The organism is Bacteroides acidifaciens, assembly GCF_903181435.1.
Lineage (GTDB): Bacteria > Bacteroidota > Bacteroidia > Bacteroidales > Bacteroidaceae > Bacteroides.
Map to the genome: position 1 here is coordinate 2,686,003 of NZ_CAEUHO010000001.1, position 14,962 is coordinate 2,700,964.

The 14,962-nt window shown below is 39.5% G+C and carries 13 protein-coding genes; 8 read left to right on the plus strand and 5 right to left on the minus strand.

Annotated features, from left to right (window positions below; translation table 11 throughout):
- Positions 1-201: 201 nt before the first annotated feature.
- The gene (locus CLIN57ABFB40_RS11365; protein ID WP_175630148.1) at positions 202-1,218 is read right to left on the minus strand and encodes a FecR domain-containing protein; all 1,017 of its coding nucleotides are present in this window, start codon (positions 1,216-1,218) and stop codon (positions 202-204) included.
- Between the two features lie 134 nt (positions 1,219-1,352).
- Between CLIN57ABFB40_RS11365 and CLIN57ABFB40_RS11370 the strand changes: the two genes are divergently transcribed.
- A complete protein-coding gene (locus CLIN57ABFB40_RS11370; protein WP_175630149.1) occupies positions 1,353-1,946 on the plus strand; it encodes an RNA polymerase sigma-70 factor in 594 nt (197 codons plus the stop codon).
- A gap of 65 nt (positions 1,947-2,011) precedes the next feature.
- Here the strand turns inward: CLIN57ABFB40_RS11370 and CLIN57ABFB40_RS11375 are convergent, their stop codons facing one another.
- From CLIN57ABFB40_RS11375 to CLIN57ABFB40_RS11385, 3 genes are all read right to left on the minus strand, one after another.
- Positions 2,012-2,527, minus strand: coding sequence for a hypothetical protein (locus CLIN57ABFB40_RS11375; protein WP_175630150.1), 516 nt, complete (start codon positions 2,525-2,527; stop codon positions 2,012-2,014).
- 3 nt (positions 2,528-2,530) lie between these two features.
- Positions 2,531-3,205: a hypothetical protein gene (locus CLIN57ABFB40_RS11380; protein ID WP_175630151.1), complete on the minus strand. Its 675-nt coding sequence runs from the start codon at positions 3,203-3,205 to the stop codon at positions 2,531-2,533.
- Positions 3,206-3,764: 559 nt separating this feature from the next.
- Positions 3,765-6,404, minus strand: a complete 2,640-nt coding sequence (locus tag CLIN57ABFB40_RS11385; protein WP_175630152.1) for a valine--tRNA ligase — start codon at positions 6,402-6,404, stop codon at positions 3,765-3,767.
- A gap of 254 nt (positions 6,405-6,658) precedes the next feature.
- Here CLIN57ABFB40_RS11385 and CLIN57ABFB40_RS11390 point away from each other — a divergent pair, with 254 nt between their 5' ends.
- The 6 genes from CLIN57ABFB40_RS11390 to CLIN57ABFB40_RS11415 all read left to right on the plus strand — a co-directional run bounded on the left by CLIN57ABFB40_RS11390 (position 6,659) and on the right by CLIN57ABFB40_RS11415 (position 12,733).
- A complete protein-coding gene (locus CLIN57ABFB40_RS11390) occupies positions 6,659-7,711 on the plus strand; it encodes a DUF3810 domain-containing protein (protein WP_175630153.1) in 1,053 nt (350 codons plus the stop codon).
- Between the two features lie 78 nt (positions 7,712-7,789).
- Complete coding sequence (locus tag CLIN57ABFB40_RS11395) at positions 7,790-8,692, plus strand: helix-turn-helix transcriptional regulator (protein WP_175630154.1); 903 nt, start codon at positions 7,790-7,792, stop codon at positions 8,690-8,692.
- A gap of 392 nt (positions 8,693-9,084) precedes the next feature.
- Positions 9,085-9,642, plus strand: a complete 558-nt coding sequence (locus tag CLIN57ABFB40_RS11400) for a PD-(D/E)XK nuclease family protein (protein ID WP_175630155.1) — start codon at positions 9,085-9,087, stop codon at positions 9,640-9,642.
- A gap of 2 nt (positions 9,643-9,644) precedes the next feature.
- Positions 9,645-10,763, plus strand: a complete 1,119-nt coding sequence (locus tag CLIN57ABFB40_RS11405) for a hypothetical protein (protein WP_175630156.1) — start codon at positions 9,645-9,647, stop codon at positions 10,761-10,763.
- Positions 10,764-10,769: 6 nt separating this feature from the next.
- Complete coding sequence (locus tag CLIN57ABFB40_RS11410; RefSeq protein WP_175630157.1) at positions 10,770-12,134, plus strand: DUF805 domain-containing protein; 1,365 nt, start codon at positions 10,770-10,772, stop codon at positions 12,132-12,134.
- Between the two features lie 11 nt (positions 12,135-12,145).
- The gene (locus CLIN57ABFB40_RS11415; protein ID WP_175630158.1) at positions 12,146-12,733 is read left to right on the plus strand and encodes a hypothetical protein; all 588 of its coding nucleotides are present in this window, start codon (positions 12,146-12,148) and stop codon (positions 12,731-12,733) included.
- A 124-nt stretch (positions 12,734-12,857) separates the two neighbouring features.
- On the opposite strand, the gene CLIN57ABFB40_RS11420 is transcribed toward CLIN57ABFB40_RS11415, so the two are convergent.
- The gene (locus CLIN57ABFB40_RS11420) at positions 12,858-13,736 is read right to left on the minus strand and encodes an Rpn family recombination-promoting nuclease/putative transposase (protein ID WP_175630376.1); all 879 of its coding nucleotides are present in this window, start codon (positions 13,734-13,736) and stop codon (positions 12,858-12,860) included.
- 430 nt (positions 13,737-14,166) lie between these two features.
- Here CLIN57ABFB40_RS11420 and mazG point away from each other — a divergent pair, with 430 nt between their 5' ends.
- Positions 14,167-14,955, plus strand: a complete 789-nt coding sequence (gene mazG, locus CLIN57ABFB40_RS11425; protein WP_175630159.1) for a nucleoside triphosphate pyrophosphohydrolase — start codon at positions 14,167-14,169, stop codon at positions 14,953-14,955.
- Positions 14,956-14,962: the final 7 nt, after the last annotated feature.

Consider the following 14,962-nt stretch of genomic DNA (forward strand, 5'->3'; position numbering starts at 1 on the left):
CCATAAAAATTGGATGCTAAAATAATTTTGCATAAATTTGTGATGACTTAAAGTTAATAAAAAGTTTATCTAAGCTTGTCGCCAAACAAGCTCAAAAAGATTTACCGATTTCCATACGGGAAGATACGCCAATATCATCCCGTATGTTTTTTGTTTAAGGGGCTCTGTCTTTCATTGCATTTCTGTATTAAGGTTATTCAATCAATATATTTCAATCTTACTCTTTTCATCTGTTATATCCGGAGAATCAAGATAACGCCAACGGATTTGAGAAGAAAGCTGGAAGTATTCAAGAATGCGTTCCAGGCGTTGGTTGGTGAATGTTCCTGTAAAGGAGTCTCCTTTCAGACGATTGTTTTTAATGATAAACTCTACATTATACCGTTTTTCCAACATTCGCAAGCCTTCTTCCAAAGGAGTGTTTCTGAATATAATCTTACCTTCCTTCCAAGCTGTCTCCGATTCACCGGAAGTGGCATAAAGTTGTACCTTACTGTCTTTCGAGTCATAAATCAGTTTTTGGCCGGGAGCCATCAGTACTTTCTTAGAAGCATTATCGCACTTGTAGATAAAACCGATTTTCCCTTCTACCAAGGTAGCTGAAACTCTATTTTCTTTTTCGTAGGCTTCTACATTGAAGTGAGTTCCCAGTACTTCTATTTGAGACTGATGGGAAGTGGAAACGATGAATTTCTTCTCCGGATTCTTGGCAACTTCGAAATAAGCTTCTCCCTGTAAGTTTACGTTTCGCGTATCTCCGTCGAAGCGTGACGGGTAACTTAGTGTTGATTCTGAATTCAGGAAAACGAGTGTACCGTCGGGTAATGTTAATGAAGTAGTCATTCCGGAATTAGTCTTTATCTCCATCATTTGTGCCACCTCTTGCTCATCATTTCCCCAATGCTGCACCATCAAAGTGACGAGAAGTGGAATGAACAGAACTGCTGCCGCACGTTGTGCCCATTCCCACCACATCGTTTTCTTCTTACCTGTCATCCTGCTTTTTACCCTTGACAAAGCTTTCTCTGTGTCTACTTTCTTCATAACATGAAGTGTATCCGTAGCCAAATAAAGTGCATGAACTTGTTTTGCCATCCGTCGGTTCTCTTCCGATTCATCCATCCAAGCTTCGACTTGCAGGCGTTCTTCCTCCGTTGTCAGTCCTTCACAATAACGGGGAAGCAGTTCTTCTATCTTATTTTTACCTGTATTATCCATATGCTATTTTATTGCCTTTTATTATAAGACAAGAGAGAACCAGAAGACTCCTAAACTAAAAACCATTTTTTTTCAGAAAATCTTTGTTTTCTCATAAAAAAGCTATATTTGCAGTTGAAATACAGGACTAATACATGAAAGGAACCTATCAATCAGACAATGATTTTCTATTATCAGCCGTTCAACGCGGAGATCAGAAAGCGTTTGATACACTGTTTCGGAGATATTATCCGATGCTGTGCGCGTATGGTCAACGGTTTGTCGAGTTGGAAGATGCGGAAGAAATTGTAGAGGATTCCCTTTTATGGATTTGGGAAAACCGGGAAACACTGGTTATCGAGTCCTCTCTTAATTCCTATCTCTTCAAGATGGTGTATCGCAGGGCTTTGAACAAGATTGCACATATCGACGCCACCCAACGGGCGGATACCCGCTTTTATGAAGAAATGCAAGAGATGCTGCAAGACACGGACTATTATCAGATAGAAGAACTTACGAAGCGGATTGAAGATGCGGTCGCAGCACTACCCGAAAGTTACCGAGAAGCTTTTGTTATGCATCGCTTCCGGGATATGAGCTACAAAGAAATTGCGGAAACACTGGGGGTATCTCCCAAAACAATAGATTACCGTATTCAGCAGGCGTTAAAACAACTGCGTACGGATTTAAAGGACTATCTGCCGTTGCTACTGCTTGTCTCAGAAAGTATTCACAGACTAGTCAGATAGATAGTCCGTAAATGTATTTAAGTGTGTCATAACCCACCACAGAGTTTTGACACACTCCTTAAAACCTATTTTGTACCTGATTGTAAACCAACCTTCATCGTCCGAAAATATTCATCATCCTCCATTTTCCAGTTCGTTTGAACAATCACCTTATTCTCCTTATCAAGAATGCAGAAAGCGGATGCTCCCATCTCTTCCGAATCTACTCCTAAATATGTCTTCAAATACTTAGCTGCAGCCTTAATCGGATTATAAAAACTGATTAGTTTTCTTTTTCTTAATTGGTTAATCAGATAAACGTTCATTCCCATTTTCTCAAAAGAATCATTTTGAGCAATCTCTCCACCGTCTTGTGCACAGATAAAAAAGGCTTCCATGTTTTTATTGTTTCTGGCTTCCTTTACAACCTCTGAATACCGATGCTCAACTCCAGTGCAATAATTACAAAAAATGCATATAAGTTTATATTCCTTATCGGAGTGTTTGATTTTTTGCGTCAGCATCTCTTCACTGACTATCTCTACTTGACCATATATATTGGTAGCATACAATAGAACTACCAGAATGTAGACAAATTTCATAAGCTATTCAATTTCATTTACTAATTCAACATTATCAACTAATTCAATCTGATAACCACCATATTCACCAAGAGTTGAATCATATAGAACATTCTCTGTAGAAACTGCATAAACATCTGCAGAAAAAAGTTCTGTTTGACATTCATCATAAAGGACCTCACTATTAGAAGAAATAGCCATAATTTCATTTATTTCAGCCATAGTTTCTTCATCTTTAATCCAATATATATCGTCATCAATTTTTAACGATGATACTTCTTCTGCAAATCCTTCCGGCAAAGGATGAGCTAACAATAAATTGGCTTTATAACTATTAGAGCTTTCATCCAACACAACCTCAAACACATATTCGTCAGAAGCCGTTGTTTGCTCCAATGCAATCATAGAAGTACTTTTAGGAAGTAATTTGAAATCACATAATCCGAAGCCACTATTACATCCTCTGCTTTTACGTGCAATTCTTGCACGTAATAATCCTTTTGTCTTTGCATTTGGAGGCATCGTTGGATTAGTCCTTGTTTTGACTACAGATAACAAGTCATAAAACTCCACATGTGATACAAAATCATCTTCCGAAAATTCCGTCTCATTTTGAACAAACGAACTCTCTTCTAAAGAACAAGATGCCAATATACCTATACCTAATAAGAATGCAACTAAAATTAATTTTGTTTTCATAAGCATTATATTTAGAATTTGTTCTTAAAATAAACAAATTCTAAATATATTCACATTTATATTACACATTATTAACACAAATCAAATAAAAAACCATTAATACAACAATTATTCAGCTATTATCCTCACACAAACTGTAACAGATACAGACACAACTTAAAGTACTTGCCTTACAACTTACCGCTACCTGTCTCTTCAAGTATTAACGAATAACTTTCATTGCATTAAGAGTAAACTTCCTTTTCATTCATTGTAAACTTCATCTTGACCTAACGCAAACTATAAACGCAACTTCTGATTATATAATTGCAAGCTTTGTTTTTATAAACGCAAATTGCATTTATAAAAACAAAGCTTGCAATTATAGTTTGAAATAAAGCAAAAACAACTTTAGATGCAGACATCAACAACTTTTCTATTAATAGAACGGAAGTTTTCTATTAACAAATGACGGCACTTCTATTAATACCTTGCGAAACGGCAACAGGAAACCTCAGATACAAAAAAATGCACCCCGAAGGGTGCATTCACTATTTGCTCTTATGTACAATCAACTCACTTACGCTTTCTTCAAAGCGGCAATGCTTTCTTTCAAAGACTTGATGATACTCTCAGCATCCGCCTGTTTCTTGCGCTCCATTTCGATAACGGCTGCCGGAGCATTATTAACAAACTTCTCGTTGCTGAGTTTCTTCAATACGCCTTGCAAGAAACCTTCTTTGTGTTTCAATTCGGCTTCCATACGGGCGATTTCCGCTTCTACATCAATCATATTGCCCAAAGGTACGGCAAACTCAGTTGTACCGACCATGAAAGAAGCGGCTCCTTCCGCCTTATTTTCAACCACCTCGATAGAAGAGAGATTACACATCTTCCGAATAACCGCATTGAATTCCGCAACCGGGTTCTCACCCAATATTTGCAACTCAAGCGCTTCTTTCTGTGCTATATTCTTCTGGAGACGGATGCTGCGGATATTACTGATGATATCTTTCACTACTTCAAACTGTGCAACATCGTTGGTATCAACAGATGTATCCATATTTAAAGCACTCACCATCAGACTTTCTCCCTCTTCTGCATTGCGTTCCGTCATCTGTTGCCATAACTCTTCGGTGATAAACGGCATAAACGGATGGAGAAGATGCAGCAAGTTATCCAAATAACAGAGGGTAGCGTTATAGGTGGCACGGTCGATACCTTGTCCGTAAGCAGGCTTAATCATTTCCAGATACCAGGAAGAGAATTCATCCCAGAATAATTTATATACAGCCATCAATGCTTCACTCAAGCGGTACTTCTTGAACAAGTCTGCCACTTCTGCCGCTACTTCGTTCTGTTTGGACTCGAACCAGTGGGTAGCCAGTTTTGCCGCTTCTGTAGCTTGAAGGCTATCGTCAACTGTCCAGCCTTTAATCAGACGGAAAGCATTCCATATCTTGTTGCAGAAGTTACGTCCCTGCTCGCAAAGCGCATCGTCAAAAAGGATGTCGTTTCCGGCAGGTGCCGAAAGCATCATACCCATACGTACACCGTCGGCACCGTACTTTTCAATCAGTTCCAACGGGTCGGGAGAGTTGCCAAGCGACTTGGACATCTTACGTCCCTGTTTGTCACGAACGATACCTGTGAAGTAAACGTTCTTGAACGGCATCTGTCCTTCGTATTCATAACCTGCCATAATCATGCGGGCTACCCAGAAGAAGATAATATCCGGTCCTGTCACCAAGTCACTTGTCGGATAATAGTATTTGATTTCTTCGTTGCCCGGGTTGTTGATTCCGTCGAACAGAGAAATTGGCCACAGCCAGGAAGAGAACCAGGTATCCAGACAGTCTTCATCCTGACGCAGATCGTCCATTGTCAGAGCTGCGTTACCTGTCTTTTCTTTGGCTTTTGCCAATGCTTCTTCGGGAGTAACGGCCACTACATAGCCACCTTCGGGCAGGAAGTAAGCAGGAATACGGTGCCCCCACCACAACTGGCGGCTGATACACCAATCTTTGATGTTCTCCATCCAGTGACGATAAGTATTCTTATATTTTGCCGGGTAGAACTTCAGTTCGTCGTTCATTACAGGCGGCAGTGCCATATCTGCAAGATGCTGCATCTTGAGGAACCACTGCATGGACAGTTTCGGTTCAATCACGACATTGGTACGTTCGGAATATCCTACCTTATTTGTATAAGCTTCTGTCTTTTCCAACAAGCCGGCGGCTTCCAAGTCTTTTTCGATTTGCTTACGGACATCGAAACGATCCATTCCGATATACATGCCGGCAGCTTCGCTCAATGTACCGTTATCGTTGAAGATGTCGATGCTAGGCAGATTGTATTTTTCACCCAACATATAGTCGTTTACATCGTGAGCCGGAGTCACTTTCAGGCAACCGGTACCAAATTCGATGTCTACATAGTCGTCTTCAATCACCGGGATGGCACGGTTCACCAACGGAACGATTACTTTCTTTCCTTTCAGCCATGCATTCTTCGGGTCGTTCGGGTTGATACACATTGCCGTATCTCCCATGATTGTTTCGGGACGGGTAGTTGCCACTACCGCATAACGGCCTTCTGCATCACCTTCTACTTTGTAACGGAGATAATACAGTTTGCCATGCTCTTCCTTGTAGATAACTTCCTCGTCAGAAAGGGCGGTCAGTGCTTTCGGATCCCAGTTTACCATGCGGACACCACGATAGATTAATCCTTTGTTAAACAGGTCTACAAAAACTTTAAGTACGCTCTCGCTACGTTTCTCGTCCATAGTGAAGGCTGTACGATCCCAGTCGCAGGACGCACCGAGTTTGCGGAGCTGTTTCAGGATGATGCCGCCATGTTCGTCTGTCCAGTCCCAAGCATGTTTCAGGAACTCGTCACGAGTCAAATCGGTTTTCTTGATGCCCTGGGCTGCGAGTTTGTTTACGACTTTCGCTTCAGTGGCGATAGATGCATGGTCAGTCCCCGGCACCCAGCAGGCATTCTTGCCTTCCATACGGGCGCGGCGAACCAAAATATCCTGGATGGTATTATTAAGCATGTGTCCCATGTGCAACACACCAGTGACGTTAGGGGGCGGAATGACGATGGTGTAAGGTTCACGACCATCGGGTTTCGAACTGAATAAATGATTGTCCAGCCAATACTGGTACCACTTTCCCTCCACGTCAGCGGGATTGTACTTACTTGCTAATTCCATATTGTTTTATGTATATGATAGATTGTATATTCAAAAATAACGGGTGCAAAATTAATAATTTAAATTCAAATCTTACCACCCTCAGGCTTGATTCTTCTGTTACGGCTATCTTTTATATGGTTTATAGTAAAAGCAACCTTTCATATCAGGTAATATAAGAAAAATGGAGTTAACAGTTTTTGGATAAAATAGAGAGGTATTTTTTCGCATAATGTCTATTAAATACATATTTTTGTTGACCAAAATCTGAATGAATGATGAAACGGTGGTTGAAAAATAGACATATAGTATTGGGAGTATTACTGCTTTTAGTATGGATGACGCAGTTGATTCCTGCCTTGGCAACCGTATATTCTCAAACAATCTACCCCTTTATTTCCTATGGTTTATCAGCTATTTCCAATCTATTCCCTTTTGCGATAGGAGATTTATTTATCTTCCTCAGTATCGTAGGGGTTATCGTTTATCCTATTTACGGCCATTTTCGTAAGAAACTGCCTTGGAAAAGAGTCTTGCTACAAGACGGAGAATACCTGTTATGGATTTACGTGTGGTTCTATCTTGCCTGGGGGCTAAATTATTCTCAAAAGAACTTTTATCAGCGAACTGAGATTCCTTATACAGCCTATACGCCGGAGAATTTTAAAGAGTTTGTGAATGATTATATCACGCAACTCAATCGTTCCTATACTCCGGTGAATAGTATCAATCAGGATTGGGTATGTGAAGAAACCGTACGGCTATACAATCAGCTAAGCGACAGCCTTCGTGTGCACCGTCCGCCACACGAATCTCCTAAAGTAAAGACGATGCTGTTTACCCCGTTTATTTCAATGGTGGGCGTGACCGGCAGCATGGGGCCTTTCTTCTGTGAGTTTACTTTGAACGGAGATTTGCTTCCCGCTAACTATCCGGCCACTTATGCTCACGAACTGGCGCATCTGCTGGGTATTACAAGCGAAGCGGAAGCCAATTTCTATGCTTATCAGGTTTGTACCCGTTCCCAAGCTATAGGTATTCGTTTCTCCGGTTATTTCTCAGTGCTTGGCCATGTACTGAGGAATGCGCAAAGACTGCTTTCCGAAGAAGAATATACGCGGCTTTTCAATCGTATCCGCCCGGAAATCATCCAACTGGCAAAAGATAATCAAACGTATTGGTCAGCAAAATACAGCCCGGTAGTAGGAGCGGTACAGGATTGGATATATGATCTTTATCTGAAAGGGAATAAGATAGAAAGCGGTCGGCAGAACTATTCGGAAGTGGTGGGGCTGCTGATTTCTTATCGGAAGTGGAAAAACAAATAAATTTAGATTGTGCCTTATTTTGGCACATCGCTTCATGATATTTGCAGCACTAATATAAAACGGAAAACTAATTTCTTTATGGCAAAAGATCTTTTTAATAGATATCTCTGGCTAGTAGATACAATCTATCGGGCTGGAACAATCACATTAGATGAAATTAACCGTAAATGGCTGCGATGTGAAATGAGTAACGGAGAGGAAATTCCAAATAGAACTTTTCACAATCACCGGAAAGCCATTGAAGAACTATTCGACATAAATATAGAATGCGATAGACACAACGGATGCAATTATTATATAGAAAACACCGAAGAACTCAAAAAGGAAGGACTCAGAAAATGGCTGTTAAATATATTTGCAGTCAATACAGTCCTTAACGAAAGCCATAAATTAAGAGATAAAATACTACCGGAAGAATATCCTTCAGGAGAACAGTATTTGGTACCAATCATTGAAGCTATTGATAATCATATAACATTGGAAATAACGTATCAAGGTCATTGGCAGGATAAATCATATACATTTCAAATTGAACCTTATTGTATAAAGGCCTTCAAACAACGTTGGTATGTGGCAGCAAGAAGTCCGTATTATGACAAAATATTGATTTACTCCCTCGACCGGATACTCGAAATGGAACAAACAGACTTACCGTTCGAGTATCCTCAAACTTTTAATCCTAAAGCCTACTTCGATAATAGTTTCGGGGTTATTGTTGATGAAGAATATGACATAGAAAAAATCAGCATAAAAGTATATGGAAATCAATGCAAATACTTCCGTTCTCTCCCGCTGCATCATTCTCAAAAAGAAAGTGAAACACACAGTAACTATTCCATTTTTACTTATAGATTGCGCCCTACTTATGATTTCTGCCAAGCCATCTTATCACATGGAGATTTTGTAGAAGTCTTGGAGCCTCAATGGTTCAGAATTCAGATTGGAACAACTATTCAAAAAATGCATCAACTATATGAATAAGTATCATCATAGTTGTATCGAAATAAGTATTCATTAGTAAATATTAAAGCAGTCCGGTCATATTTTCTGATAAGATTCTTTCAATTCTAAAAAATGTTTCTTAGTTTTGCGATGTACAACCATTAAAACAAGTAGTAAGAAACAGAGAACGAAGATTTTCAGACATATTGATTGAACGTTAAGACGTATTATCCCATTCGCTTAAATCTCGCAAATTTAAAATGAATCTCAGGGATAGTAGGTTAAAGTAGCGTTCACACCCGAATAGGGCGTGGACTGCTTTTACCTTATTTGAGATTCAGGCAATGCGAGAGCCTAAGCGAATAAATAAGGATAAAAGTTAGTTTACGCTCTTTTTTTATACCCATACATTCATTTTAAACTATATAAATATGGAAAAAGTATCATTATTAATGAAAGATTCCTCTGAAGGAGATTCCCAGAAAGAAACCATGATAGACTTTATTCTTTCATGGACTTTACGTAGATCTATGCAGCAATACAGTGGAGAGAAACCTGTCCTTTATCAATATTGTAGAAAGATTCTCGGCAAACTGATTGGCATCGCAATGACAGACGACGTGCAAGTCATCTCTGTCGAGACTTGGAAACAATGGAAATACATCGACCTTTGGGCAAACATACGGATTACATGTAATGGAAAAGAAGAATTTCATGCTGTTTTGATTGAGAACAAAGCATATACACCGACTCACCATAATCAATTAGCAAGATACAAGGTCATTTTCGACCAAGTATGTGAAGAGTATATGCCTGATGCCAAAAGGCATTATATACTAATCACCGCCTTGGATGAGATGCCGGCTATGCTTACAAAGGAATGTAAAGAGAACGGATATACTCCATTCTGCTTGGGAGATTTAAATGATTATGAACAGCAAGATTCGGAAAGCGATTTGTTTAACGAGTTTTGGTTAAGATACTGGTAACTATGGGAAAATTTCTATTAATATGCCTATTCCTCTGTACAGGAATATGTAAAACAAGCGCACAAATAGTAGACTTGTCAAAATTCGTCAAGGCAAAGAAAAACAAGACAGAAGTATTCTCTCAAAAATTACAAAATACGAGAGATTCACTTCTAAGAATCTGCAAAACACATAAATTAGAAGATTTCGAATATAAATTTCCAACTATTTACTTAGGTGAATCAATGGAAAGTTTAAAAGCCAAATCAAAAGAATTCGAAAAAATCAAAGTAGAAATAGAAATTGCTATTAGCAAGAAAGAGTTAGAGCAAAAAAGTGCAGACTCCATCCAAAAGGTCAATGATGCCGCAAGAATAGTACAAGAAAGAATAGCTGACTCTTTATATTTAATTCGGGCCGCCCAAACATGGGAATGGTTGCATGATAAGAAAGGAAAATGGGAAACAATAGACCGTTCATATCCAAAAGAAGAGCATTACCAGGTAAATTCGCTATTCCCTCAATATCAAGTAATAGACCAAAATGCCTACCTGAATGGAAAATTAGTGGGAGTATGCCATCCAGCTAAAAACAATAAAGACCATGGCGAACAAAAACGTCATTTTTGCATAGACGTGATGACTTTTTTATGCCAACAGGATTTTCTGAATAACAAATATGAGATACAAAAAGAATCACCTAAAACCCAGGAATACATAAAACAGAAATTAGGACTTAAAAAACAGCAGGAGCCGACTGACAGTCCTGTATATAAAGAAATGATAGCTAATGCAAGCAAACTCCGTATAGCACAAGAAAGACTACGCAAAGGAGAAATTGATTTGAACACCTACAATAGAATTAAAACAAAATTGGGTGCCAAATTCACCGGAACGGTATATCAAGAAATGGCGGATAGTAACAGTCCGGAAATAAATGCAGGGAAAAGATATCTGGAACAATTACGTACTGATAACGACCCATTAATCGGGGAATATACCATTCAAAGAATAGATGGAACCAACTTCACCTATCAATTCCGTAATAATGAAGGAAAAGAAACGTTTAGCGTGAAAGTTTCATTCTTTGTCAATGAGAAAAAAGATGTTTTATATACAATTTCTTCACTTCAAAAAAAATAAGATACTATGGAAAGAGAAACGAAAAAATGCCCTTATTGCGGAGAAGAGATTTTGGCTGTAGCCAAAAAATGTAAATACTGCGGTGAATGGTTGGAAGAAAAGCAAACGGTAGCTAAGAAAATGGTTGCCTGCCCTATTTGCGCCGAACAAATAGAAGAAGACAGTGTATCTTGTCCTTATTGCCACGAGCCGTTAACGCCTAAAGCAATACCTTCGTCACATCGCGCCACGATAGCGAAAGAACAGCCGAAAGCCACAAACCGCGAGAACCTAGAGACCCCGCCGAGCTCTTTCTTATCCCACTATTTCACCCGTGTCGTATGCAAGCAATATGCCGACTTTATCGGAACGGCCACAAGAAAGCAGTATTGGCTTTACATCCTGTTCTACAGCGTCATAGCTATTGCCGCATCAAGCATAGACATCTTATTGGGAATTGACTTCCAACTATTTGGCGAAAGCCTCGGCTATGGTTGGCTATTCACAATCGTCTCACTGGCTCTCACCATTCCTTCACTTGCCATCGGTATACGTCGCTTGCACGACATTGGAAAAAGCGGATGGTGGTTTCTGATTGTCCTCATCCCCTTAGTCGGTATCTTTTGGCTACTCTTCCTGCTGTGCAAGAAAGGAAATGCAGCTAACGCCTCCACTCCTCTGACCACTACCGACAAAATTGTGCTCAATGTGTCGATAATAGTTGTAGCCATTCTGCTTGTACTCACCTATTTCAAATCTGCCAATCATCTCCAAATGCCTCAACTTCAACACAGCAATTGGACTCTTGACGGAGACACCGCAGGAGTGGATACATTGGACAATATAGGTTACCCAGAAAGTAGGAAAAGCATCAATGGCGAAAATGATGCGGAAATAAAAGAACGAATTATACACGATTTCTCTTGCTATTATGCCATTTATACCTTCTGCTACAACATGAAACAAGCTATAACCAACGGATACAGAGGCATTGGTCTTGAAGGTATCGACGGAGACCCGATAGTAAACGACGATTTACTCTTAATCTCCAATGAAGAATATCGATGGTTATTACAACAATTCGATTTCTCAAACTTTTCCCGTCTATTACGAGCATACGCAAGCGGTAACAGGAGCTTCAGAAGTGATTTTACCGAAAGTGACTTGGGACATATAGCGATAGAATGTCTCAAAGAACGCAAAGTTGTTTGCAACAGCCAATGGTTTGAGATATTCGACAATTATCTGCCCTATGACGAAGTGCAAATAGAAGAGTTTCATAATTTGGGAAATAAAAAATATCAGGTTGTATTCGATGGTTTTCACAACATATCTCCCAATTTCGTATATAACGTCAGCTATGCCAACGGACTTACCATTACAACGAATTAAATTTTACCATCATGAAACATAACAACTTACTTACATCATTCACTCTATTATCTCTTTTGTGTATCTTCTGCACTTCATGCAGCGATATGGAAATGGCAAAGAAAGCATGCGGCACATGGGAAAGCATCCGCATAGTTGAAGAAAACGGATGCAAAGAGAAAACCTATTATGAGTTTGGTCCTGTGAAAGGAGATACTTCCGGAGGAGACTTAAAAGAGACAACCTACTTCACTGAACGTGGAGAAGTTGAGGACGGACAAGAATATAAAGCGCAATACAAAAGTGTTATTAAAGGTACATGGGAAATACTGGCCGGTGACATCTATTTCACTTACGACCTGTCGACTCTAAAAGTCACTTTTGAGGATATTAGTTACCCGGGCGCAGATAGATTATCCGAATCTCTTGCACAAAGTTTTATTAAAAACTATGGGCAATCACTCATTCAAGAATCAATAGAAGAATTGAAAGAACATCTCTATAATTGGTATTCAGAAAACGAAAACAACGAAGACTGTTACCAGAATGTGAATATTAAAGGAGACAATATGTCGTTCGATGCATCAGATGGAGTTATCAAACTGATAAGAATAAAATAAAGCTTGAAAAAGTGCAGGAATTATGGTTTCCTGCACTTTTGTTTTACAATTGGTGAATATTTACATATAAATAAATGCCAATCATGGACAGATTATACGAAAAATAACATATTCAAGATTTACACTATAGAATTTCTATTTCCTCTTTAGATAAGCCGGTTGCTCCGACAATTAACTCTATTGAAGTTCCTGATGATTTTAAGTAACGGGCTACTTCTATGGCTTTCTTTTTCTCTCCTTCTTCTCTTCCTTTTTCCATTCCTTCTTCCCTACCTTTCTTTTCTGCCGTAGAAATAACACTATACCAGTCACGGAAATTTTTCAAACTGTCCCAGTACTCACTCAGTTCGGTCTTGGTAAACTTTGCTATTTCCGCAGTTTCAAAAAGGCGGTCAAAAACTCTATTCTGCAATGCTCTAGGACGTTCAAGCAGAGAGGCAAGATTACGCAGAACAAACAACCACTTATCAAACATGCTCTCCAACTCATCCTCACTCTTATTGAATTTGGGCATCTCAAGATAGACAAAGGTAAGCTTGTCATAGAAAACCTTGTGTGTATAAAGGTCTACAAGCTTCACCTCATGATGGAAATACTCCTCATCCGAATTGTCAAAGGAAAAATTCAGGATACCTACTACATAGACAGCTTTCAACTCATAATCCCATTCCCCACGTTTAGCCTGCTCACGAATAGGGAAAGTGGAATAAAAGACACTGCGGTCCTTGAAGAACTGCTGCTCGCCACGCTGCATCTCAACCAGGAACTTCTCACCCTTCTCATTTTCACAATATACATCAAATACGGCCCGACGGTCATATTCCTGCGTCCCAAGATGTTCCGCATTAAGATAAGTGACATCCTTGATTACCTCCTCCTTGAATAAGAGTGCATTTAAAAAACTAATCAACAATTCCTTATTCATTGCCGTACCAAAAAGCAACTTGAATCCGAAATCGGTATATGGATTCACATATTTATCCTGTATTCCTTCCATTCCCATGTCTTTTTCCATTTTTATAGTTTGAAATTCCAATCCCGCCCCTTCGTATAACCAATATATGGTTCTCCCTTTGAAATGCCTTAATACCTTTCCAAAGCGTTATGTACAAAAGTAGCAATAATCAGATAAAATCAAGCAGAAAAATATTATTTTAACAGAGGGATGAAAATAACCGGGTAAAGATTATCCCTTACTACATCCCCCGTCATTCATCATCCATACAGCTGTCTGTGGTTATACAGACTATTTCTCAAGCTGTCCGAATCCTCCTCATTCCCCAATATATCATGCAACGCGAGTTCAATTGCACAACAAAAGTGCAGAAAACTATATTTTACTGCACTTTTGTTGTGCAATTGGTTTATCTTTGCATATAAATAGATGCTAACCATGGACAGATTATACGAAAACTTTAATAAAAAATAGATTTATGTCACATACCAGACAAGAACAGATGGAAGCTTTCGGACGCTTCCTGGATATCCTCGACGAACTGCGTGTCAAATGTCCTTGGGATCGCAAACAGACGAATGAGAGCCTGCGTCCCAATACCATAGAAGAGACTTATGAACTTTGCGACGCATTGATGAGAGATGATAAAAAAGACATTTGCAAAGAATTGGGAGACGTATTGCTGCATGTTGCTTTCTACGCCAAGATAGGTTCGGAAACAGGAGATTTCGACATTAAAGATGTTTGCGACAAGCTGTGCGACAAACTGATTTTCCGCCATCCTCACGTATTTGGAGAAGTGAAAGCCGAAACGGCAGGAGAGGTATCCGAGAACTGGGAACAGTTGAAATTAAAAGAAAAAGATGGTAATAAGAGTGTATTGAGCGGTGTTCCTGCTGCCCTGCCCTCACTTATCAAAGCGTACCGCATACAGGACAAAGCCCGCAACGTAGGCTTCGATTGGGAAGAACGTGAACAGGTATGGGATAAAGTGAAGGAAGAAATCGGAGAATTTCAGGATGAGGTAGCCAACATGGATAAGGATAAAGCGGAAGCCGAATTCGGAGATGTCATGTTCAGCCTTATCAATGCGGCACGCCTTTACAAGATTAACCCCGATAATGCACTGGAACGTACCAACCAGAAGTTTATCCGCCGCTTCAATTATCTGGAAGAACATACCATCAAAGAGGGAAAGAATCTGAAAGATATGACTCTTGAAGAGATGGATGCCATTTGGAATGAAGCAAAGAAAAAGGGACTGTAAGTCCCCT